The organism is Delftia sp. UME58 (assembly GCF_014170385.1).
GTDB classification, from domain to species: Bacteria; Pseudomonadota; Gammaproteobacteria; order Burkholderiales; family Burkholderiaceae_C; genus Comamonas; species Comamonas acidovorans.
Genome location: NZ_LZZV01000036.1, coordinates 20,156 through 41,402 on the forward strand (window position 1 = coordinate 20,156; position 21,247 = coordinate 41,402).

The 21,247-nt window shown below is 68.3% G+C and carries 18 protein-coding genes and 2 pseudogenes; 14 read left to right on the forward strand and 6 right to left on the reverse strand.

What is annotated here, in order from left to right; genetic code table 11:
- Positions 1–125: 125 nt before the first annotated feature.
- The 3 genes and pseudogenes from A9976_RS31380 to A9976_RS11270 form a co-directional block, all read right to left on the reverse strand.
- Positions 126–215: pseudogene (locus A9976_RS31380) on the reverse strand (XapX domain-containing protein); the annotation flags it as partial.
- A gap of 15 nt (positions 216–230) precedes the next feature.
- Positions 231–929 (reverse strand): hydrolase, encoded by a 699-nt coding sequence (locus A9976_RS11265; protein WP_183019079.1) that lies wholly within the window; start codon positions 927–929, stop codon positions 231–233.
- 68 nt (positions 930–997) lie between these two features.
- Positions 998–1,702 carry a pirin family protein gene (locus tag A9976_RS11270; RefSeq protein WP_012203489.1) on the reverse strand — a complete coding sequence of 235 codons (705 nt, stop codon included), beginning with the start codon at positions 1,700–1,702 and terminating at the stop codon, positions 998–1,000.
- Between the two features lie 102 nt (positions 1,703–1,804).
- Here A9976_RS11270 and A9976_RS11275 point away from each other — a divergent pair, with 102 nt between their 5' ends.
- Complete coding sequence (locus A9976_RS11275; protein ID WP_183019080.1) at positions 1,805–2,728, forward strand: LysR family transcriptional regulator; 924 nt, start codon at positions 1,805–1,807, stop codon at positions 2,726–2,728.
- A 26-nt stretch (positions 2,729–2,754) separates the two neighbouring features.
- Here the strand turns inward: A9976_RS11275 and A9976_RS11280 are convergent, their stop codons facing one another.
- Positions 2,755–3,279: a YqaA family protein gene (locus tag A9976_RS11280; RefSeq protein ID WP_183019081.1), complete on the reverse strand. Its 525-nt coding sequence runs from the start codon at positions 3,277–3,279 to the stop codon at positions 2,755–2,757.
- 106 nt (positions 3,280–3,385) lie between these two features.
- Here A9976_RS11280 and A9976_RS11285 point away from each other — a divergent pair, with 106 nt between their 5' ends.
- From A9976_RS11285 to A9976_RS11310, 6 genes are all read left to right on the forward strand, one after another.
- On the forward strand, positions 3,386–4,000 hold the full coding sequence (locus tag A9976_RS11285) for a hypothetical protein (protein WP_183019082.1): 615 nt from the start codon (positions 3,386–3,388) through the stop codon (positions 3,998–4,000).
- A 143-nt stretch (positions 4,001–4,143) separates the two neighbouring features.
- A complete protein-coding gene (gene dusB, locus A9976_RS11290; protein WP_183019083.1) occupies positions 4,144–5,214 on the forward strand; it encodes a tRNA dihydrouridine synthase DusB in 1,071 nt (356 codons plus the stop codon).
- Complete coding sequence (locus A9976_RS11295; protein WP_016447943.1) at positions 5,211–5,444, forward strand: Fis family transcriptional regulator; 234 nt, start codon at positions 5,211–5,213, stop codon at positions 5,442–5,444. Before dusB ends, A9976_RS11295 begins: the two co-directional genes overlap by 4 nt.
- A 45-nt stretch (positions 5,445–5,489) precedes the next feature.
- Positions 5,490–7,088 (forward strand): bifunctional phosphoribosylaminoimidazolecarboxamide formyltransferase/IMP cyclohydrolase, encoded by a 1,599-nt coding sequence (gene purH / locus A9976_RS11300; RefSeq protein ID WP_183019084.1) that lies wholly within the window; start codon positions 5,490–5,492, stop codon positions 7,086–7,088.
- A complete protein-coding gene (locus A9976_RS11305; protein WP_183019085.1) occupies positions 7,088–7,582 on the forward strand; it encodes a c-type cytochrome in 495 nt (164 codons plus the stop codon). The genes purH and A9976_RS11305 overlap by 1 nt, the downstream gene beginning before the upstream one ends.
- 2 nt (positions 7,583–7,584) lie before the next feature.
- A complete protein-coding gene (locus A9976_RS11310; protein WP_183019086.1) occupies positions 7,585–8,184 on the forward strand; it encodes a DNA-3-methyladenine glycosylase I in 600 nt (199 codons plus the stop codon).
- Positions 8,185–8,234: 50 nt separating this feature from the next.
- On the opposite strand, the gene hemL is transcribed toward A9976_RS11310, so the two are convergent.
- Positions 8,235–9,533, reverse strand: a complete 1,299-nt coding sequence (gene hemL, locus A9976_RS11315; RefSeq protein ID WP_013804032.1) for a glutamate-1-semialdehyde 2,1-aminomutase — start codon at positions 9,531–9,533, stop codon at positions 8,235–8,237.
- 136 nt (positions 9,534–9,669) lie between these two features.
- The gene (locus A9976_RS11320) at positions 9,670–10,626 is read right to left on the reverse strand and encodes a bifunctional hydroxymethylpyrimidine kinase/phosphomethylpyrimidine kinase (protein ID WP_183019087.1); all 957 of its coding nucleotides are present in this window, start codon (positions 10,624–10,626) and stop codon (positions 9,670–9,672) included.
- A 115-nt stretch (positions 10,627–10,741) separates the two neighbouring features.
- Here A9976_RS11320 and A9976_RS11325 point away from each other — a divergent pair, with 115 nt between their 5' ends.
- The 7 genes and pseudogenes from A9976_RS11325 to A9976_RS11355 form a co-directional block, all read left to right on the forward strand.
- The gene (locus A9976_RS11325) at positions 10,742–10,894 is read left to right on the forward strand and encodes a rubredoxin (RefSeq protein ID WP_013804031.1); all 153 of its coding nucleotides are present in this window, start codon (positions 10,742–10,744) and stop codon (positions 10,892–10,894) included.
- 47 nt (positions 10,895–10,941) lie between these two features.
- Entirely contained in the window at positions 10,942–11,340 is a 399-nt protein-coding gene (locus A9976_RS11330) for a PleD family two-component system response regulator (protein ID WP_016447937.1), read from the forward strand.
- Positions 11,340–11,705 (forward strand): PleD family two-component system response regulator, encoded by a 366-nt coding sequence (locus A9976_RS11335; protein ID WP_013804030.1) that lies wholly within the window; start codon positions 11,340–11,342, stop codon positions 11,703–11,705. Before A9976_RS11330 ends, A9976_RS11335 begins: the two co-directional genes overlap by 1 nt.
- Positions 11,706–11,720: 15 nt before the next feature.
- Positions 11,721–12,248: a chemotaxis protein CheW gene (locus A9976_RS11340; protein WP_012203503.1), complete on the forward strand. Its 528-nt coding sequence runs from the start codon at positions 11,721–11,723 to the stop codon at positions 12,246–12,248.
- An 18-nt stretch (positions 12,249–12,266) separates the two neighbouring features.
- Positions 12,267–14,516 (forward strand): methyl-accepting chemotaxis protein, encoded by a 2,250-nt coding sequence (locus A9976_RS11345; RefSeq protein WP_183019088.1) that lies wholly within the window; start codon positions 12,267–12,269, stop codon positions 14,514–14,516.
- Positions 14,517–14,566: 50 nt separating this feature from the next.
- Positions 14,567–20,947 (forward strand): Hpt domain-containing protein, encoded by a 6,381-nt coding sequence (locus tag A9976_RS11350; protein WP_183019089.1) that lies wholly within the window; start codon positions 14,567–14,569, stop codon positions 20,945–20,947.
- Between the two features lie 107 nt (positions 20,948–21,054).
- Positions 21,055–21,247, forward strand: a pseudogene (locus A9976_RS11355) (helix-turn-helix domain-containing protein); the annotation flags it as partial.

The following is a 21,247-nucleotide window of genomic DNA, read 5'->3' on the forward strand; positions in this document are numbered from 1 at the left end:
TGCGCGTGGTCATGGTGCAGTTTTCTTGAAGGTTTGGGGAGAGGTCAGCCGTGCTGCCTATCGGCATCGGTGCTCTTGCGGCCGGGCAGCTGGCGCAGCACATGCCCGGTGGCCTGCGTCTTGCTTCAGGCGCTGCGCAGGTCCATGCCCTGCAGCAGGTGGCGGCCCACGGGCACGATCTGCTCGCCGGCCAGGATGCCCGGCAGGCACACCGGCGGCGGCGCTGGCGCTCAGGCCTTGGCGGGGTTGGGGCCCATGGTCTCGCCGTGCTGCACGCGCTCGGCAGCCTTGTGCACCATGGTGTAGGCATAGTCCACGCCCATGCCGTAGGCGCCGGAATGCTCGCGCACGATGTCCATCACCGCGTCGTAGGTCTCGCGGCGGGCCCAGTCGCGCTGCCATTCCAGCAGTACCTGCTGCCAGGTCACGGGCACCACGCCGGCCTGCACCATGCGGTCCATGGCGTAGTTGTGGGCGTCCAGCGACGTGCCGCCCGAGGCGTCGGCCACCATGTAGATCTCGTAGTCCGTGTCATGCAGGGCCGACAGGGCGAAGGTGGTGTTGCACACCTCGGTCCACAGGCCGGAGACCACGATCTTCCTGCGGCCCTGGGCGGCGTTACTGGCCAGTGCGTCCCGCACGTTCTGGTCGTCCCAGGAATTCATGGAGCTGCGCTCCAGCAGTTGGTGCTCGGGGAACACGGCCAGCAGTTCGGGATAGGTGTGGCCGGAGAAGCTGCCCGTCTCCACCGTGGTGATGGTGGCGGGAATGCCGAAGGCCTTGGCCGCCTTGGCCAGGCCCACCACGTTGTTCTTGAGCACCTGGCGGTCGATGGACTGCACGCCGAAGGCCATCTGGGGCTGCTGGTCGATGAAGATGATCTGGCTGTTGGCGGGCGTCAGGACTTCGAGGTACTTGCGGTCGGTCATGGTGATCTCCTGGAGGGGTTGGACGGGGTACGGGACGTGTTTTCTTGGGAAGAGGCGGGCAGGGCGCTTCAGCGCGCCGTGTCGACGAGCACCAGCTCGGTGTCGGCCAGGGCCGTCACACGGAAGCTGTCCACATCGCTGATGGCGGCGCCGTCGCGCTCCTGCAGCGTCACGCCGTCGATCTGCACCGAGCCGCTGGCCGGCACCAGGTAGCCCAGGCGGTCGCGGCCGATGCGGTACTCCGTGCTCTCGCCGGCCTTCAGCGTGGCGCCCAGCACCCGGGCGGCGGTGCGGATGGGCAGGGCGTCCTCGTCACCGGGCAGGCCGCTGGCCAGGGCCACGAAGCTGCCCGAGCGCTCGCCCTTGGGGAAGGGCTTGGCACCCCAGGACGGGGGCTGCTGGCCGCGCTCGTCGGGCATGATCCAGATCTGGAAGATCCGCGTCGTGTCCTTTTCCTGGTTGTATTCCGAGTGGCGGATGCCGGTGCCCGCGCTCATCACCTGCACATCGCCCGCTTCGGTGCGGCCCTTGTTGCCCAGGCTGTCCTGGTGGGTGATGGCGCCTTCACGGACATAGGTGATGATTTCCATGTTGGCGTGGGCATGGGGCGGGAAGCCCGTGCCGGCGGCGATGGTGTCGTCGTTCCACACCCGCAGCGCGCCCCAGCCCATGCGGGCCGGATCGTGGTAGCCGGCGAAGGAAAAGTGGTGCTTGGCATCGAGCCAGCCGTGGTTGGCACCGCCAAGGGCCTGGAAGGGACGGCGTTCGATCATGGTGTTCTCCTGCTGCGTTGTGTGTTGCGATGGATGAACTTTATGTTTTGCCGATCAAGAAGAGAATAGAAAATATGCAAAGACATCTATTCCAAAACTTTCATGCCAAGACTTCCTGACCTCGAAGCCTGGGCCGTCTTCGCCAAGGTGGCCGAAACGGGCTCCTTCGCCAAGGCCGCCGCCGACCTGGGCGTCTCCCAGCCCACCATCTCCAAGGCCATCACGCGGCTGGAGACGCGGCTCAAGACCAGCTTGTTGCACCGCACCTCGCGGCGCATGTCGCTGACGGCCGGCGGCCAGGCCTCGCTGGAGCGCGCCGCGCGCATCCTGGCCGAGGGCGAGGCCGTGGAGGCCGAGATCAGCGAGCAGTCCAAAAGCCTGCGCGGCCCCATCCGCATTGCGGCGCCCATGTCGTTCGGCATCTCGCACCTGGCACCGGCCGTGCCCGCCTTCATGGCCGAGCACCCGGAAGTCACGCTGGACCTGCACTTCAGCGACGAGCTGATCGACGTGGTGGCCCAGGGCTTCGACATCGCGCTGCGCATCTCCTCCCTGCCCGACTCCAGCCTGCTGGCGCGGCGCCTGTGCACGGTGCGCCTGCTGCTGGTGGGATCACCCGAATACTTCGAGCGCCACGGCCGCCCCTCCCATCCGCGAGATCTGGCGCAGCACCGGGCGCTGCGCTATGTGCACAGCCGCCTGGGCGAGGCCTGGCGCTTCGTGCATGCGCGCCGCGGCGAGTTCGCCCAGGTCGTTCCCACGGCCATGCGAGTGAACAATGCCGAGGGCCTGGCCCCGGCCCTGCGCGCCGGGCTGGGCCTGGCCCTGCAGCCCGAATTCCTGGCCTGGGAAGATTTGCAATCGGGTGCGCTGCAGACCTGCATGGACGATTGGCAGGTGCCCTCCATCGCCCTGCACATCGTCACGCCGCCGGGGCGTGCCCGGCCGGCGCGCGTGCAGGCGCTGATCGATTTCCTGGCCGCGCACTTCGCGCTGGCACCCTGGGCGCGCGAGCCGCAGGCGTAGATCGCAAAAAGGGGAGGGCTTCGGCCTCAGCTGGTCCAGGAGGCCGGCAGCAACTGCAGCAGCAGCACCGTCATCACCACATAGCGCAGGAACTTGCCGATGGCCATGTAGAACACGCAGGGCCAGAACGGCAGGCGCAGCCAGCCGGCCACGGCGCACAGCGGATCGCCCACCACGGGCAGCCAGCTCAGCAAGCAGGCCTTGGCGCCCAGGCGGCGCAGCCACACGCGGGCGCGGCGCTCGTGGCGGGACAGGGCGCGGGGCGGCTTGGCCCGCAGATCCTCGGGCAGTCCGGCGCGCCGCCGCTCGCGTGCCGCACGCCAGGCCTTGTGCGCACCCAGGCCCATCCACCAGCTGATGGCGCCGCCCAGCGTATTGCCGGCCGTGGCCACGAAGACCGTTTGCCAGAACAGATCGGGGTTGAGTTGCAGCAGGCCCACCACCGCAGGCTCGGAGCCCAGCGGCAGCAGCGTGGCCGAGATCAGGGCCACGATGAACACGGTGCTGAGGCCGAACTGCGGCAAAGCCAGCCAGCCCAGCAGTTGATGCATCCAGACTTCCATAGGTGCTGCCAAGTGTAGGTCTGCGCTGGCTGACGCCTTGTCGGCCTGAAGCTATCGTGAGGCCTGTTCCAGAACCACAAGCACAGGGGGCGTCATGCAGACAGGGCGGATTGCAGGATGGGCGGGATGGGCAGCATTGGGAATGGCAGCGGCCGGCCTGGCCGGCTGCGCCGCGTTGCAGCCATCGCCAGGCAAGGACACCACCGTGGTGGCACAGGCCGCTGCCCAGGCGCCGCCCGCCCAGGCCGCACCGCCCTCCGCCTGGGGCAAGGCGCTGCAGGCCAAGGGCTGCACCCTGCCGGACCCGGCCGTGGGCGACAGGCTGGAGCAGCTGCAGCGCGAGCTGGAGCCGCTGGGCCTGGAGCCGCGTCTGCAAGGCTGCGTGAGCCTGACCGGGTCCGAGCCCGGCCCGGCCCTGGTGCTGGACGCCTGGGTGACCGACGGGCGCAAGGCCATGGCCGTGGTGCGCGGCCCGCTGGCCGACGGCGAGGCGCTGGACCTGGGACTGGAGGCTGGGCCGCAGACAGCTGGGCTGCAGGCAGCCGGGCCGCAGAAAGCCGGGCTGCAGAAGGTCGGCCTGCGCCCCATGCCCGACGACCAGGTCTCTCCCGACGTGCAATTCAACCGCCGCTGGTGGCAGGGCCGGCTTGGTGCCTACGGGCTGCAGGCCGTTCCGGGCCAGGTGCGCACCTTCGTTCCCACACCATGAAACCGCTGCGCTGTCTTGTTTTCGCCGCTTGGCCGTCTTGACGGCCCGGTTTTAGCCCTGCTGAAAATTTGGGCAGGTACAATCTTGGTCCTTTGTTGCCGCCCGTTTTGTGCTCGGCGCGCGCGTTTTCTCCGGCTTTCCCGATGTCCTCCCTTCCCCTGTCCATAGGCCCCCATGCCCTGGCCAACCGCCTGTTCGTCGCCCCCATGGCCGGGGTGACGGATCGGCCGTTCCGCCAGCTGTGCAAGGCCCTGGGCGCGGGCTACGCGGTCAGCGAGATGGTGACATCGCGCAAGGACCTGTGGAACAGCCTCAAGACCTCGCGCCGCGCCAACCATGAAGGCGAGCCCGGCCCCATCGCGGTGCAGATCGCGGGCACGGACGCCGAGATGATGGCCGAGGCCGCACGCTACAACCTGGACCGCGGCGCCCAGATCATCGACATCAACATGGGCTGCCCGGCCAAGAAGGTCTGCAACAAATGGGCCGGCTCGGCCCTGATGCAGAACGAGGCCCTGGCCGTGGAGATTGCCCAGGCCGTGGTCGAGGCCTGCGCCCCGCACGGCGTGCCCGTCACGCTGAAGATGCGCACCGGCTGGTGCGACGCGCACAGGAACGCCGTGGTGCTGGCCCGCCGCTTCGAGGAGGTGGGCATACAGATGCTCACCGTGCACGGCCGCACGCGCGAGCAGGGTTACAAGGGCTTTGCCGAGTACGACACCATCGCTGCCGTCAAGGCGGCGGTGCGCGTGCCCGTGGTGGCCAATGGCGACATCACCAGCCCCGAGAAGGCGCGCGACGTGCTCGCCTACACGGGCGCCGACGCCGTGATGATCGGCCGCGCGGCCCAGGGCCGGCCCTGGATCTTCCGCGAGATCGCGCACTTCATGGCCACGGGCGAGCACATGGCCCCGCCGCTGGTGGCCGAGCTGCGCCGGCTGCTGCTGGACCACCTGCAGGACCACTACAGCCTGTACGGCGAGGGCACCGGCGTGCGCAGCGCGCGCAAGCACATCGCCTGGTACCTGCGCAGCCTGCCGGGCGGCGAGGCATTCAGACAACACATCAACACCATCGAGGACTGCGCGGTGCAATGGCAGGCCGTGGCCGACTATCTGGACGCCCTGGGCGCACGGATGGACCGGATACCGGCCGCCATCGATGCCGGCGCCACAAGCGCCGAATTCGGAGAGCCCGCAGGAATGACAGTATGAGCAACCAGAACATCGAACAATGCGTGCGTGAAAGCCTGGAGGGGTATTTCCGCGATCTCGACGGCGAAAAGCCCAATGGCATGTACGACATGCTGATCCACCTGGTCGAAAAGCCGCTGCTGGAAGTGGTGATGAGCCAGGCCGACAACAACCAGTCCCGCGCCGCCGACTGGCTGGGCCTGAACCGCAACACGCTGCGCAAGAAGCTGCTTGAGCACGACATGCTCTGAGCGGCACGAATTCCCCTTTTTTTCAAACTCCCTGCACCGACGCCCATGAACGCCCTGCTCTCCGTCTCTGACAAGACCGGTATTGTCGAATTCGCCCAAGGCCTGCACGCCCTGGGCATCAAGCTGCTGTCCACCGGCGGCACCGCCAAGCTGCTGGCCGAGGCTGGCCTGCCCGTGACCGAGGTCGCCGAAGTCACCCAGTTCCCCGAGATGCTGGACGGCCGCGTCAAGACCCTGCACCCCAAGGTCCACGGCGGCCTGCTGGCGCGCCGCGAGCTGCCGGCCCACATGGCGGCCCTCAAGGAGCACGGCATCGACACCATCGACCTGCTGGTGGTGAACCTCTACCCCTTCGAGGCCACCGTGGCCAAGGCCGGCTGCACGCTGGCCGACGCCATCGAGAACATCGACATCGGCGGCCCGGCCATGGTGCGCTCTGCCGCCAAGAACTGGGCCGACGTGGGCGTGATCACCGACGCCGGCCAGTACGAAGCCGTGCTGGGCGAACTCAAGGCCAGCGGAAAGCTGTCCGACAAGCTGCGCTTTGCGCTGTCCGTGGCCGCCTTCAACCGCATCGCCCAGTACGACGGCGCCATCAGCGACTACCTGTCCAGCGTGAAGTTCGAGGACGAGAAGCTGTCCGAAACCTACGTGCCCGAGCGCAGCGCCTTCCCCGGCCAGAGCAACGGCCACTTCACCAAGGTGCAGGACCTGCGCTACGGCGAAAACAGCCACCAGCAGGCCGCCCTGTACCGCGACCTGTACCCGGCTCCCGGCTCCCTGGTCACGGGCGAGCAGCTGCAGGGCAAGGAGCTGTCGTACAACAACATCGCCGACGCCGATGCCGCCTGGGAATGCGTCAAGAGCTTCGAGCAGCCTGCCTGCGTGATCGTCAAGCACGCCAACCCCTGCGGCGTGGCCGTGGGCAAGGACGCGCACGAAGCCTATGCCAAGGCCTTCCAGACCGATCCCACCAGCGCCTTCGGCGGCATCATCGCCTTCAACCGCACGGTGGACAAGGCGGCGGCCGAGGCCGTGGTCAAGCAGTTCGTCGAGGTGCTGATGGCCCCCGACTTCACGGCCGAGGCGCTGGAAATCTTCAAGCCCAAGGTCAATGTGCGCCTGATGAGGATCGCCCTGCCGGCCGGTGGAGAGCGCGCCTGGGACCAGGGCCGCAACGCCATGGACGCCAAGCGCGTCGGCTCGGGCCTGCTGCTGCAGACCGCCGACAACCATGAGCTGGCCCTGGCCGACCTCAAGGTCGTCACCGTCAAGCAGCCTACCCCCGAAGAACTGCAGGACCTGCTGTTCGCCTGGAAGGTCGCCAAGTACGTCAAGAGCAATGCCATCGTGTTCTGCAAGAACGGCATGACCATGGGCGTGGGCGCAGGCCAGATGAGCCGCCTGGACTCGGCACGCATCGCCTCCATCAAGGCCGAGGCCGCCAGGCTGAGCCTGCAGGGCACGGTCGTGGCCAGCGATGCCTTCTTCCCCTTCCGCGACGGCCTGGACGTGGTCGTTGACGCGGGTGCCACCTGCGTGGCCCAGCCCGGTGGCTCCATGCGCGACCAGGAAGTCATTGACGCCGCCAACGAGCGCGGCGTCGCCATGGTCTTCACCGGCGTGCGCCACTTCCGCCACTGATGGCCGGCCAACTGCCTCCTGGCGCAGACGACGAGGGCGACGACGCCCCCCACCGGCCCCGCTGGCTGGGCTGGGCGCTCGTGGTCTTCATGCTGCTGGTGGCTCTGGGTGTCTTCAACATCGGCTGGCGCATCATGCGCGGGCCGGCTGTTGCGCCCGTTGCGGGCCTGCCGGCAGCTGCCGTGACGGCAGCTGCAGATCCAAATGCAGGCCCCCGGCTGCTTGCCGGCAAGGCCCTGGTCGAGGGCAATGACTGCCTGCGCTGCCACGGCATGGTGCGCCACTACGTGGGCCCGTCCTTCCAGCAGATCGCCGAGCGCTACCGGGCCCGCGAAGATGCCGCCGACTACCTGGCGCGCAAGATCCGCGAGGGCGGGGCCGGCGAATGGGGCCGCGCCATCATGCCGCGCCATCCGCACCTCGATACGGCGCAATCCCTGCAGATGGCGGCCTGGCTGCTGTCGCTCCCCTCTCCCGAGCCCGGGAAATCCTGACCATGTCCCGCCTGTTCACCGCCCCCGACGGCCGGCCGCGCTGCCACTGGTGCGCCGCCACGGACAACTATCTGGCCTACCACGACCGTGAATGGGGCTTCCCCGTGGCCGACGACCGGCGCCTGTTCGAGAAACTCAGCCTCGAGGGCTTCCAGTCCGGCCTGAGCTGGCTGACCATCCTCAACAAGCGCGAGAACTTCCGCGCGGCCTTTGCGGGCTTCGACTTCCAACAGGTCGCGCGTTTCACCGAAGACGATGTGCTGCGGCTGCTGGGCGATGCGGGCATCGTGCGGCATCGCGGCAAGATCGAGGCCGTGATCAACAATGCACAGCGGGCGCTGGAGATGGTGGAGGCGGAAGGCTCGCTGTCGGCCTTCTTCTGGCGCCATGCGCCGGAGCCCGTGCAGGGCGCGGGCCCCGTGTCCGAAACCGCAGAATCGCGCGCCCTGTCCAAGGAGCTGAAAAAGCGCGGCTGGAAGTTCGTGGGTCCGACCACCGTGTACTCGTTCATGCAGGCCATGGGCCTGGTCAACGACCATGCACAGGGCTGCGCCGTGCGCGACGAGGTCGAGCAGGCGCGCCAGGCTTTTCGTCGGCCCTGACGTGAAAAGAGCCCGCGAGGGCGGGCTCGATCGGCAGGTACGGGCCAGCGTCAGAGCGTCTTGAACACTTCGCGCGCGGCTTCGATGGTCTTGTCGATGTCCGCATCCGTGTGCGCGGCGCTCACGAAGCCGGCCTCGTACAGCGCGGGCGCGAAGTAGTGGCCGCGCTCCAGCATGCCGTGGAAGAAGCGGTTGAAGCGTGCGCCATCGGTCTTCATGACCTCGGTCCAGGTGCTGGGCAGCTCGGGCAGCAGGTAGAAGCCGAACAGGCCGCCCTGGTGGTCCACGCTGAAAGGCACGCCGGCGGCGTCGGCCTCGGCCTTGAAGCCGGCCATCAGGCGGCCGGTCTTCGCGTGCAGGGCGTCGTGGAAGCCCGGCTCGCTGATCAGCTCCAGCGTCTTGAGGCCGCAGGCCGTGGCGATGGGGTTGCCCGAGAGGGTTCCGGCCTGGTAGACCGGGCCCAGGGGCGAGAGCTTTTCCATGATCTCGCGGCGCGCGCCAAAGGCCGCCATGGGCATGCCGCCGCCGATGACCTTGCCCAGCACGGTGATGTCGGGCGCAAAGCCTTCGATCTGCTGGGCGTACAGGCTCTGGGCGCTGCCCAGGGCCACGCGAAAGCCGGTCATCACCTCGTCATAGACCATGAGCGCGCCATGCTCGCGCGTGAGTTCGCGGATGCGGCGCGTGAAGGGCACGCTGGCGCGCACGAAGTTCATGTTGCCCGCAATGGGCTCCATGATCACGCAGGCGATCTGGTCGCCGAACTGGGCGAAGGCCTCTTCGAGCTGGCCCACGTCGTTGTATTCCAGCACCACCGTGTCCTTGACCACGTCCTGCGGCACGCCGGCCGAGGACGAGGCGCCAAAGGTCGCCAGGCCCGAGCCGGCCTTGACCAGCAGCGCGTCGGCATGGCCGTGGTAGCAGCCGTTGAACTTGATGATCTTGTTGCGGCCCGTGAAGCCGCGCGCCAGGCGCAGCGCGCTCATGCCGGCCTCGGTGCCCGAGCTGACCATGCGCACCATGTCCATGGAAGGCATGAGCGAGAGGATCTTCTCGGCCAGCACGACCTCGCGCTCCGTGGGCGCGCCGAAGGAGAAGCCTTCCAGCGCGGCGGCCTGCACGGCGGCCATCACCTCGGGGTGGCCGTGGCCCAGGATCATCGGACCCCAGGAGCCGATGTAGTCGGTGAACTGCTGGGCGTTCTCGTCCCAGAAATGCGCGCCCTGGGCGCGGCGCACGAAGCGCGGCGTGCCGCCCACGGCGTTGAAGGCGCGCACGGGTGAATTCACGCCGCCGGGGATCACGGCCTTGGCGCGTTCGAACAGGGGAATATTCAGGTCAGTGGTCATAGTGCAGAGAGCCTTGGCGAAACTGGCGAGATCCAAGCGCGGGACACCGAGCAAGGGCCGCCCCGCCGCGAGGGTGTCGTCCCCTCCCGCGCAGCGAGAGAGGGGAAGCGGCGCAGCCGCTCAGGGGTGGCTCATTTCAATGCTTGGTGTCATGGGGGGGCATCACGAAGCCTTCGATGGCTTGGGTGTCGGAGTCGAGTTCGGTGAGCGGCTCGGCGGCATCGGCGTCTTCGTCCTCGGGCTCGGGCTGGGCCCAGAACATGCGGTCCGGGATGAAGTGGCCCATGCCGGGGCGAAAGCCGCTGTCCAGGCTGCGGTCCAGGTACTCCAGCGCCTCCTGCGTGGCCAGCCCCAGGTCGTTGCCGCTGGCCACCAGGGCCGCCAGCGCGGCCGACAGGGTGTCGCCAGAGCCGGTGAAGGTGGCGTCGAACATCTCGTACTTGCTGTTGCCCAGCACGGACTGCGCCGTGGCCAGTACGTTGTCCACGAACTGGTCGGGCAGCGGGATGCCGGTGACCAGCACGTAGGGCACTTCCAGGGCCTCGGCCGCCATGGCGATGTCGCGCGCCGTGGGGCTGCGGCTGTTGCTCCAGTCGGGCAGCAGCGAGCGGCACAGCGTACTGTGGCTTCCAACCAACACCGAGGTTTGCGGCAGCACAAGCTCCTTGAGGGCGTCCATGTACTGGTCGAGCGGGTCTTCCTCCCACCACGACAGGTCCGGCATGTAGCAGACAATGGGGATGTCGGGATAGTCGGAGGCAATCTCGGCGATCGCTGCCAGGTTGCCCGGGCTGCCCACGAAGCCGACCTTGATGGCGGACACGGGAATGTCCTCCAGCACGGCGCGCGCCTGCTCGGCCACGGCCTCGTCGTCAAAGGGGAAATGCTCGAAGATCTTGGCCGAATCGCGCGCGTAGGCACCCGTGACCACGGGCAGCGGATGACCGCCGACCGAGGCGATGGTGGCAATATCGGCCGACAGGCCACCCGCTCCGCTGGGGTCGCTGGCGTTGAAGACCAGCACGCAGACGGGAGCGGTTTCGTCCACCAATTCGGTGTCGGGACTGGGGGAGTTGGAGGGGTTCAATGCCATGGCTCTGCCCAGTTTGCGCCCCGCCAGCGAAGGCCGTGGCGGGTGGTTATGACTAGATACAATCGTTGCATTCTATGTGAAGGCCCTTTAAGCTGTGACCGACCCTAAAACTTGGATGTGCTTGATCTGCGGGTGGATCTATGACGAGGCGCAAGGCTGCCCCGAGCATGGCATCGCACCCCAGACGCGTTGGGATGACGTGCCCATGAACTGGACCTGTCCCGAATGCGGTGCACGTAAAGAAGACTTTGAGATGGTCGAAATCTGAGCGCGGGACCACCCGCGCCGACTCATACATTTCCGGGAGGTTTCTCAGTGACGACATCGGGCGCACCCTTGCGCGTACTCGTGGTGGATGACAGCAATACCATCCGCCGCAGCGCAGAAATCTTCCTCAAGCAAGGCGGGCACGAAGTGCTCCTGGCCGACGACGGCTTCGACGCGCTGTCCAAGGTCAACGACTACCAGCCCCAGCTGATCTTCTGCGACATCCTCATGCCCAAGCTGGACGGCTACCAGACCTGCGCCATCATCAAGCGCAATGCGCGCTTCGCTGATACGCCCGTGGTCATGCTCTCGTCCAAGGACGGCGTATTCGACAAGGCGCGCGGGCGCATGGTGGGCTGCCAGGACTACCTCACGAAACCCTTCACCAAAGACCAGCTGCTGCAGGCCGTGGAGCAGTTCGGCAAGCAAACCATAGGAGCACTTTGATGCCCATCCGCAAAGTCCTGGTCGTGGACGATTCCAAGACCGAACTGATGTTTCTGTCCGACATGCTGCAAAAGCAGGGACTGCAGGTACGCACGGCCGAGAACGGCGAGGAAGCCCTGCGCAGCCTGGCCGAAGACCGGCCCGACCTGATCCTGATGGACGTGGTCATGCCCGGCCAGAACGGCTTTCAGCTCACGCGTGCCATCACGCGCGACCCGCTGTACGCGGACCTGCCCATCATCATGTGCACCAGCAAGAATCAGGAAACCGACCGGGTCTGGGGCATGCGCCAGGGCGCACGTGACTACATCACCAAGCCGGTGGATGCAGGCGAGCTGCAGGCCAAGATCGCGGCGCTGAACTGACGCGGTGCGCTGCCCATGGCGAACCGTGAAGCACTGCGCGATCTGCAATCCCGTCTGGCCGGCCGCCTCCAGGCCGCACGCAGCGAAGGCGTCAAGGTGGCCGCCTGGCTGGCCGTACAGGCCGGTGGGCGCAACTACCTGATGCCGCTGGGTCAGTCCGGCGAAATCTTTCCCTGGGCCGGCGTGCAGCCCGTGCCCTATACAAAGCCCTGGTTCCTGGGCATTGCCAACCTGCGCGGCACCCTGGCCGGGGTGATCGACCTGGCCAGCCTGCTGGGCCACGGCGTGGCACGCAGCGAACCGGCGCTGGCCGAGTCCAGCCTGCTGGCCTTCAATGCCGCGCTGGAAGTGAACGCCTCCCTGCTCGTGGACCGCCTGCAGGGCCTGCGCAGCGCCGACGCCTTTGTGCGCACCGAGCCTGCGCCCGAGCAATCTCCCGCCTTTTTCGGCCCCGTGCATATCGATGAAGCGGGCCACCGCTGGCAGGAGCTGCAACTGCAGCGCCTGTCCCAAACCTCCGAGTTTCTGAGCATTCGCGCCTGAGTTTCTGAAGGTCGTCCCATGTCATTCTTGCAACGTCTTGCAAATCGCTTCCAACGCAAGCCGGCCGACGCCGGCTCGGGCGCGGACAACAGCATGCTCGGAGACACCGTCTCCCAGGATATGTACGCACTCGATGCGTCCATGACCGTGCAGGGCGCGCCCGACGCCATGCCGGGCGACGCCAGCGCAGCCCTGGACCAGGACATGGTGGTCCTGCCGCTGCTGGGCCGCGCGCCTGCCGCGCGCCACCAGCGCACGCTGTCCACCTTGCTGGGCGTGTCGGTGCTGGCCCTGGTTCTGGCTGCGGCCTGGGCCCTGCGCCAGGCCGACGGCTCGGCGCAGCAGCTGGCCGCCACCGGCCAGGCGCTGATGCAATCGCAGCGTCTGGCCAAGTCGGTTTCGCAGGCGCTGACAGGCGCGGCATCCTCCTTTGCGGACGTGCAGGACAGCGCCGGCGTGCTGGCGCGCAACGTGCGTGCCGTTGTCTCGGGCGACGACTCCCTGGGCGTGCGGCCGCTGGGCGGCGCCTATGCCGATGAACTGGGCCAGATCACGCCGCTGATGGAGCGTGCCGAGCAAAGCGCCAAGGTGGTGATGGACCAAAAGCAGATCCTGACCCAGGTCGGCGACGCGCTGCGCACCATCAACCGCCAGTCCTCGGATCTGCTGGAGATCGCCGAAACCATCTCCTCGCTCAAGCTGCAGCAGGGCGCCAGCCCGGCGGAAATCTCCGCCGCCGGCCAGCTCGTGATGCTGACCCAGCGTATCGGCAAGTCGGCCAACGAATTCCAGACTGCCGAAGGCGTGAGCCCCGAGGCGGTGTTCCTGCTGGGCAAGGACTTGAACTCGTTCAAGGAAATCTCCGAAAGCCTGCTGGGCGGCAGCAGCGAACTGCGCCTGCCTCCCACGCGCGACGCCCAGACCCGCGAGCAGATCGAGGCGCTGATCAAGCTCTACGAAGAGACCCGTAGCCAGGCCAGCGCCATTTTGGGCAACCTGCAGGGCCTGGTGTCCGCCCGCGAGGCCCAGACCGCCATCAATGCCGACAGCGAACCGCTGCGCCGCCATCTGGAAGATCTGCAGAACAAGCTGCAAAGCGGCGCCGGCATCGGCTCGCTGCCCATGGGCCTGCTGGCCCTGGCCACCGTGCTGGTGCTGCTGTGCGGCGTGGGCCTGTCCCGCGTGCAGCTGCTCGACAGCCGTCTGCGTCAGGAAGCTGCCGAACGCCGCCAGGAAGAGTCGCGCGTGCAGGAGCATGAAGCCAAGCGCATCAACGACGCCAACCAGGCCGCCATTTTGCGTTTGATGAACGAGCTGCAGTCGGTGGCCGAGGGCGATCTGACTCAGGAAGCCACCGTGACCGAGGACATCACCGGCGCCATCGCCGACTCGGTGAACTACACGGTGGAAGAGCTGCGTGCCCTGGTGGGCAGCGTGCAGAACACGGCAACGCGCGTGGCGCAGACCACGGCCGAGGTGGATGCCAACTCCACCGAGCTGCTGGCCGCATCGACCGAACAGCTGCGCGAGATCCGCGAAACCGGCCGCTCCGTGCTGGACATGGCCGGCCGCATCAACGAGGTCTCCACCCAGGCGCAGGAATCTGCCCAGGTGGCGCGCCAGTCGCTGGAAGCTGCGGACCTGGGCCTGAAGGCCGTGCAGAACGCCATCGGCGGCATGAACTCCATCCGCGACCAGATCCAGGAAACCTCCAAGCGCATCAAGCGGCTGGGCGAATCCTCGCAGGAGATCGGTGAAATCACCGAGCTGATTTCCGACATTACCGAGCAGACCAACGTGCTGGCGCTGAACGCCGCCATCCAGGCCGCATCGGCCGGTGAAGCCGGTCGCGGCTTCTCGGTGGTGGCCGAAGAAGTGCAGCGCCTGGCCGAACGCTCGGCCGACGCAACGCGCCAGATCGCGGCGCTGGTGAAGGCGATTCAGACCGATACCCAGGATGCCGTGGCCGCCATGGAGCGCTCCACCCAGGGTGTGGTCGAGGGGGCCCGCCTGTCCGACTCCGCCGGCACCGCGCTGACCGAGATCGACTCCGTGTCGCGCCATCTGGCCGAGCTGATCGAGCTGATCTCCTCGTCCACCTCGCGCGAAGCCGTTCTGGCCAACGACGTGGCCGAGAACATCCAGCACATTTTCGCGGTGACCGAGCAGACGGGCGAAGGCACGCGCACCACGGCACAGCAGGTGCGCGAACTCTCGCACATGGCCGAGGAACTGCGCCAGTCGGTGGCGCGTTTCAAGATTGCCTGACCCGGTCCAACATAGCTATGCACAGGCCCTAGGGGCTTGGGGAACTGTCCATGTCAGTGGTTGACGAATCGCAAACGGGCGCGGCGCAGGCCGCGCACACCGAACAGGACCTGGGCCCGCTGGCCTGGGTGCTCGATGAGCTGCGCAAGTCGCTGGAAGGGGCGAGCAAGGCGGTGGCCCGTTTCGTGCGCGATGCCGATGCGGCACGCGCCTCGGACCTGGAGGAGCTTGACACCTCGGCCCTGCGCATCGCCCGCCAGCAACTGCACCAGGCCTGCGGCGCCCTCGAAATGGTGGGCCTGGGCTCTCCGGCCCTGGTGCTGCGCGGCATGGAAAGCGCCGTGCAGCGCTTTGTGCAGCGCCCCGAGCTGTGCACCGACCAGGCTGCGGCCACGCTGGAGCGCGCCAGCTTCGCGCTCATCGAATACCTGGAGACCGTGCTGGCCGGCAAGACCGTCTCGGCCGTGGCCCTGTTTCCCCAATATCGCGACACCCAGGCGCTGGCCGGCAACGACAAGGTGCACCCGGCCGACCTGTGGCCTGCCGAGCGCCGCGCGCGCGAGCCCGAATGGGCGCGCCAGCCCGAGCCGCTGGCCTACGGCCCCGATGCCCGGGCCCTGCTCGACGGCGTGGTGCTGCGCATGGTCAAGAGCGACGACCGCGAGGCCGCCGCCCAGATGCGCGACCTGTGCCTGCGCTTTGCCGTGGGCCAGACCGAGGATGTCACCGCGCGCAGCTTCTGGAAGGTGGCGGCCGGCTTCTTCGACGCGCAGTCGCGCGGGATGATCGTGGTCGACCTGTACGTCAAGCGCATGGCCTCGCGCGTGCTCATGCAGTACGCGGCCATGGCCAAGGGCGACCGCACGCCGCCTGCACGGCTGCTGCAGGACCTGCTGTTCTTCTGCGCCCAGGCCCGCCCTGCCGAGCAGGCTGGCGCGGCCCTGCAGGCGGTGCGCCAGGCCTATGGCATGCAGGCCCAGCCCCAGGTGGACTACCAGCAGACACGCTTTGGCCGATACGACCCGGCGGTGCTGGTGCAGGCGCGCAAGCGCATCACCACGGCAGCCGATACCTGGTCCGCCCTTGCCGGCGGCGACCGTGCCCGCACCAAGACCGTGGTGGACCAGTTCGCCCAGGTGGCCGAATCCCTGGTCAAGCTGCACCCGGCCAGCCATGGCCTGGCGCGCATGCTGATCAAGGTGGCCGAAACCGTGGCCCGCATCGGCGAGCCGCCACCGGCCGAACTGGCCATGGAAGTGGCCACCTCCGTGCTCTACCTGCAGGCGGCCTTTGCCACCATGGACATGGGCGACGAGGAACTGGCCGAGCAGTCCGCCAACCTGGTCCAGCGCCTGGAGGAATCCCTGCAGGGCGCGCCCGCGCGTCCGCTGGAGCCCTGGATGGAGGAGCTGTACCGCCAGGCCAGCGACCACCAGACCATGGGCTCGGTCGTGGGCGAGCTGCGTGCCACGCTGGCCGAGGCCGAGCGGCACCTGGACCAGTATTTCCGCAATCCTGCCGATGCCACGGTGCTGGCACCCGTGTCGGGCCAGATGGCGCAGATGCGCGGCGTGCTGTCCGTGCTGGGCCTGGACCAGGCCACGCAGGCCATGCAGCGAATGCGCGAGACCGTGGAACGGCTGGTACTGGGTGAGATCGACGACGCGGAACGTCCCAAGGTGTTCGAGAAACTGGGCAACAGCCTGGGCGCCATGGGCTTTCTGATCGACATGCTGAGCTACCAGCGCAGCATGGCGCGCAAGCTCTTCGTCTATGACGAGGCCGAAGGCGGCCTGCGCATCCTCATGGGCCGACGTGGCCACCGGGCCGACGATGCGGGCAAGGCGCCCGAGCAACTGCCCGCCCTGGACACCGCCGCCGTGCCGCCGCAGCGCGAAGCCGTTGCCGTGGCCCAGCCGCTGCCCGTGCCGCAGGACGCCATCGCCGAGCCGGAATCTGCCGCGCCCTCCACGCCACCCCCGGCTCCCGTGGACATCGCGACCGAGCCGCTGGCGCAGCCCGCCGCCGCCGAGCAGGACGCGCTGGCCGATGCCGCGGAACTGGCGCAGTTCGCCAAGGCCCTCGAAGCACCGGCCGAGCCGGTCTTCCAGCTGGACCAGCCCCTGGCCGGGCCAGGGCCCGCAGCCGAATCTGCGCCTGAAACCGTCTCTGAATCCGTTTCTGCATCCGTGTCCGAGCCCGTGCCCCCGCCGGCCGGCCTGTCGGTCTCGGAAGAAGACTCGGACGACGAACTGCTGGGCATCTTCCTGGAAGAGGCCCGCGAGGTGGTGGACAACGGCCTGCAGGCCCTGCGCGCCCTGGCCGACGAGCCGGGCAACCTCAGCGAGCAGACCACGCTGCGCCGCGCCTTCCATACGCTCAAGGGCAGTTCGCGCATGGTGGGCCTGGATGAATTCGGCGAAGCCGGCTGGGCCATGGAGCAGATGCTCAACGCCTGGCTGGCCGAGCAAAAGGCCATGCCCCAGCCCATGCAGGAGCTGGCCAGCGATGCGCTGCGCGCCTTTGGCGCCTGGGCCTCGGCCATAGAGCGGCACCAGGCCGACGCCTGGCAGGCCACGCCTTTCCGCGCTGCGGCCGATGCCATGCGCCTGGAAGGCCTGCGTGCCGACGTGGCCCTGGTGCCGCGCACACCGCGTGCCGATCCCCTCGCACAGCCCGAACCCGAACCCGCGCCCGAATCCACTACCGCCGCAATCGAGGAATTCGCGCCCGTGGCCCAGGAGCCGCAGGCAGAGCACCTGGATGCGCCCGAGCAGGCCGCGCCCGCCCAGCCCGTCCAGCCCTCTGGCGAGCTGGACTTTGCGCTGGACTTCGACCTGCTGGAGCCGGACCCCCAGCCTTCGGCCGCCGCGCCGCAGGAACCCCTGGAGACACTGACACCGCACGCCGCCGAGGCACCTGCCGAACTGGCTACCGACGCCGTCGAGGAACTGGACTTCGCGGCCTTCGAGGCCGCCATGCGCGACAGCGAGCAGGAAGCCCTGGCCGTCGTCGCGGGCGACCCGCCCGCGCTGCCCGAGGCCGCCGCCATCGAAGCCGAAGCCATCGAGGCTGACGCTGAAACTGAAGCACCGCACGCCGCCGTGCCGCTGGCGCCTTTCGAGGGGCTGGACCTGGATCTGGGCCTGACACCGGCAGCGGCACCCGCCGAAGCGATCGAGATGATCACGGTGCCAGAAGCGGTTGAAGCGGTTGAAGCGGTTGAAGCGGTTGAAGCGGTTGAAGCAGTCGAGGCACCCGAGGCGACCGAGGCGGGAACCCCGCAGGCGCCGCAGACCGCAGCCGTGGTCGATGCCGCCGAAGCAGCCGAAGCGTCCGGCGACGAGGATCTGTCCGGCATCGACGCCGATGGCTTCAAGGTCGTGGATGGCCTGCGCATCAGCGCGCCGCTGTACAACGTCTACCTCAACGAGGCCGACGAATGGTCGCGCCGCCTGGACCTGACGCTGCAGCAATGGGCGACCGAGCCCGGCGAGCCCGTGCCCGACGATGCCGTCGCCTTTGCGCATTCGCTGGCAGGAAGCTCGGCCACCGTGGGCTTCAAGGCCTTGTCGGACCTGGCGCGCCTGCTGGAACATACGCTGACCCATCTGCAGCCGCAGCGCTGTGGCACGCCCGACCAGATTGCCGCCTGCGTGGCGGCCTCCGACGAAGTGCAGCGCCTGCTGCACCAGTTCGCCGCCGGCTTCCTCAAGACGCCCCAGCCGGGCGTGGAAGAAGCCCTGCAGGCCCTGCTGGCGCTGGACATCGAAGCCGCAGACGCGCCGGACAGCCGCCTGGACGCGCTGCTGCCGCTGGAGCAGCGGGACCAACTGGAGCCTCATGACGCCAGCGATGGCACGGACGCCGTGCTCGACGCCGGTGCCCAGGCGCAGACATCGTCGGTGGCGCCCCTGGCCTACTCCATGCGTCCCCTGGTCAACGATGCGCGCCACGAAGCCGAGCTGCAGCGCCGCATCGACGAGGCCATCGCCCATGCCGTGGCCGTGGGCAGCGACCTGGACGATGACATCGATGCGCTGGACGAGGTCGATCCCGACCTGTTCCCCATCTTCGAGGAAGAGGCCATCGAGCTGCTGCCCCGCCTGGGCGCCGCGCTGCGCCGCTGGCATGGCCGGCCCTCGCTGGACGAGGCGCGCCACGAAACCCTGCGCGCCCTGCACACGCTCAAGGGCAGTGCCCGGCTGGCGGGCGCCATGCGCCTGGGCGAGATGGCCCACCGCCTTGAGTCTGCCGTGGAGCGGGTCGATGGCGAATCTCCGACCGCCGAGCAGATCGAGCCCTTGCTGGGCAGCTTCGACGCGCTGCAGGCCGGCTTCGACGTGCTGCGCGTGGCCGGTGAGCAGGCGCAGGAAGCGCCGCTGGACCTGGGCGATGAAATCTCCCACGCCGAGCCCGCAGCGGCTGCGGCCTCCGACGCATCGGCGGCGGCTGGATCACCGGCGGCCGCGGCCCCTGTGCCAGCGCCTGTCACTGCGCCGCTGCGCGCCGGTGCCCAGCAGACGGTGCGCGTGCGCGCCCAGCTGCTGGACCGACTGATCAGCCAGGCCGGCGAGGTGCTGATTGCGCGCTCGCGCGTCGATGCGCGCCTGGCCCAGGCCCGCGGCTCGCTGGACGAGCTGGCCGGCAACCTGGAGCGCCTGCGCATGCAGCTGCGCGACATCGAGGTCCAGGCCGAAAGCCAGATGCAGTCGCGCCTGGCCCTGTCCAAGGACTCGGCCGTGGGCTTCGACCCGCTGGAGTTCGACCGCTTCACGCGCGTGCAGGAACTCACCCGCATGATGGCCGAGTCGGTCAACGACGTGGCTACCGTGCAGCGCAACCTGCAGCGCGACATGGCCGGCGCCGAGGACGACCTGGTCGCCCAGGGCCGCCAGGCCCGCGAGTTGCAGCGCGACCTGCTGCGCACGCGCATGGTGGAGTTCGACTCCCTGGCCGAGCGCCTGTACGCCGTGGTCCGCCAGACCTCCAAGGAGATGGGCAAGCAGGTACGGCTGAACATCCTGGGTGGCACCATTGAAATGGACCGGGGCATGCTGGACCGCATGATGCCGGCCTTCGAGCACCTGCTGCGCAACTGCGTGGCCCACGGCATCGAGTCGCCAGAGCAGCGTGCCGCCGCCGGCAAGCCCGCCATGGGCACCATTGAAATCATCCTGAGCCAGGAGCGCAACGACGTGGCGCTGTCGGTGGAGGACGACGGCGCCGGCCTGAACCTGCAGCGCATCCGCGACAAGGCCGTGGCCCAGGGCCTGTGGCCCGAGGACCAGACGCTGACGGAGCAGGACGCCGGCCGCCTGATCTTCGAGCCCGGCTTCACCACGGCCACCGAGGTGACAGGCGTGGCCGGGCGCGGCATCGGCATGGACGTGGTGCGCTCCGAAGTCAACGCGCTGGGCGGCCGCATCGAAACCCACAGCGAGGCGGGCCGGGGCAGTGCCTTCCGCCTCGTGCTGCCGCTGACGACTGCCGTCACCCAGGTGGTCATGCTGCGCGCGGGCCAGTTGCTGGTCGGCGTGCCCGCCAGCCTGGTGGAAATCGTGCGCCGCGCGCCGCTGGAGCTGCTGCAGCAGGCCTATGCCAGCCACAGCTTCGAAGATGGCAGCGAGACCCTGCCTTTCTACTGGGCCGGCGCGCTGTGGCAGTCCTCGCTGCGCAGCGAGGAAACCGTGGGCCGCACCCGGCCCGTGGTCATCCTGCGCAGCGCGGCGCAGCGCATTGCGCTGCACGTGGATGAAGTGCTGGGCAACCAGGAAGTGGTGATCAAGAACCTCGGCCCCCAGCTGGCGCGTCTGCCCGGCCTGACCGGCATGTCGGTGCTGGCCTCGGGCGCCGTGGTGCAGATCTACAACCCCGTGGCGCTGGCCAACGTCTATGGCGACGAGGTGCGCGTCCGGACCGAAGAGGCCGAACGCGCGGCCGGCCAGGGCGACGGCGAGGCCGTGCTGGCCAGCGCGGGACCGGCCTCGGTGCCGCTGGTGCTGGTGGTGGACGACTCCATCACCGTGCGCCGCGTCACCCAGCGCCTGCTGCAGCGCGAAGGCTACCGCGTGGCCCTGGCGGCCGACGGCCTGCAGGCCATGGAGCGCCTGGCCGAGGAGCGCCCGACCCTGGTGCTGTCCGACATCGAGATGCCGCGCATGGATGGCTTCGACCTGCTGCGCAACATCCGCGCCGACGAGGCCATGCGCGACCTGCCCGTGGTCATGATCACCTCGCGCATCGCCCAGAAGCACCGCGAGATGGCGCGCCAGCTGGGCGCCAACCACTACCTGGGCAAGCCCTACTCGGACGAGGAACTGCTGGGCCTGATCCAGCACTACTCCCTGCAGGGCGGCAGCATCAGCGGCGGCCCGCTGGCGCCGCAGTCGCTGCAGGTGGACAGCGAGCCCCTGGGCGAAGGGGCTTGAAGGCTGGCGGCCTGAACAAAAAAAGAGCAGCATCCGCTGCTCTTTTTTTATTCCATGACCCGTCCTGACCTGGGTTGACACCTTTTCCTCTCAGAAAAGGCAAGTCAATGGAATCAAGGGTCAAACGCACGCAGCGGGACTACACGCTGGCTTTTAAGCTGTCGGTGGTCGATCAGGTGGAAAAAGGCGATCTCACGTACAAACAGGCCCAGGAGCGCTACGGCATCCAGGGCCGTTCGACCGTGTTGGTGTGGCTGCGCAAGCATGGTCGCCAAAACTGGAGTTCGGCATCATCCGGGC

Bases quoted from the DNA above. Each gene is read 5' to 3' on its own strand.
- A9976_RS11265 (WP_183019079.1), bottom strand. From the start codon at position 929: ATGACCGACCGCAAGTACCTCGAAGTCCTGACGCCCGCCAACAGCCAG.
- A9976_RS11270 (WP_012203489.1), bottom strand. From the start codon at position 1,702: ATGATCGAACGCCGTCCCTTCCAGGCCCTTGGCGGTGCCAACCACGGC.
- A9976_RS11275 (WP_183019080.1), top strand. From the start codon at position 1,805: ATGCCAAGACTTCCTGACCTCGAAGCCTGGGCCGTCTTCGCCAAGGTG.
- A9976_RS11280 (WP_183019081.1), bottom strand. From the start codon at position 3,279: ATGCATCAACTGCTGGGCTGGCTGGCTTTGCCGCAGTTCGGCCTCAGC.
- A9976_RS11285 (WP_183019082.1), top strand. From the start codon at position 3,386: ATGCAGACAGGGCGGATTGCAGGATGGGCGGGATGGGCAGCATTGGGA.
- dusB (WP_183019083.1), top strand. From the start codon at position 4,144: ATGTCCTCCCTTCCCCTGTCCATAGGCCCCCATGCCCTGGCCAACCGC.
- A9976_RS11295 (WP_016447943.1), top strand. From the start codon at position 5,211: ATGAGCAACCAGAACATCGAACAATGCGTGCGTGAAAGCCTGGAGGGG.
- purH (WP_183019084.1), top strand. From the start codon at position 5,490: ATGAACGCCCTGCTCTCCGTCTCTGACAAGACCGGTATTGTCGAATTC.
- A9976_RS11305 (WP_183019085.1), top strand. From the start codon at position 7,088: ATGGCCGGCCAACTGCCTCCTGGCGCAGACGACGAGGGCGACGACGCC.
- A9976_RS11310 (WP_183019086.1), top strand. From the start codon at position 7,585: ATGTCCCGCCTGTTCACCGCCCCCGACGGCCGGCCGCGCTGCCACTGG.
- hemL (WP_013804032.1), bottom strand. From the start codon at position 9,533: ATGACCACTGACCTGAATATTCCCCTGTTCGAACGCGCCAAGGCCGTG.
- A9976_RS11320 (WP_183019087.1), bottom strand. From the start codon at position 10,626: ATGGCATTGAACCCCTCCAACTCCCCCAGTCCCGACACCGAATTGGTG.
- A9976_RS11325 (WP_013804031.1), top strand. From the start codon at position 10,742: ATGTGCTTGATCTGCGGGTGGATCTATGACGAGGCGCAAGGCTGCCCC.
- A9976_RS11335 (WP_013804030.1), top strand. From the start codon at position 11,340: ATGCCCATCCGCAAAGTCCTGGTCGTGGACGATTCCAAGACCGAACTG.
- A9976_RS11340 (WP_012203503.1), top strand. From the start codon at position 11,721: ATGGCGAACCGTGAAGCACTGCGCGATCTGCAATCCCGTCTGGCCGGC.
- A9976_RS11345 (WP_183019088.1), top strand. From the start codon at position 12,267: ATGTCATTCTTGCAACGTCTTGCAAATCGCTTCCAACGCAAGCCGGCC.
- A9976_RS11350 (WP_183019089.1), top strand. From the start codon at position 14,567: ATGTCAGTGGTTGACGAATCGCAAACGGGCGCGGCGCAGGCCGCGCAC.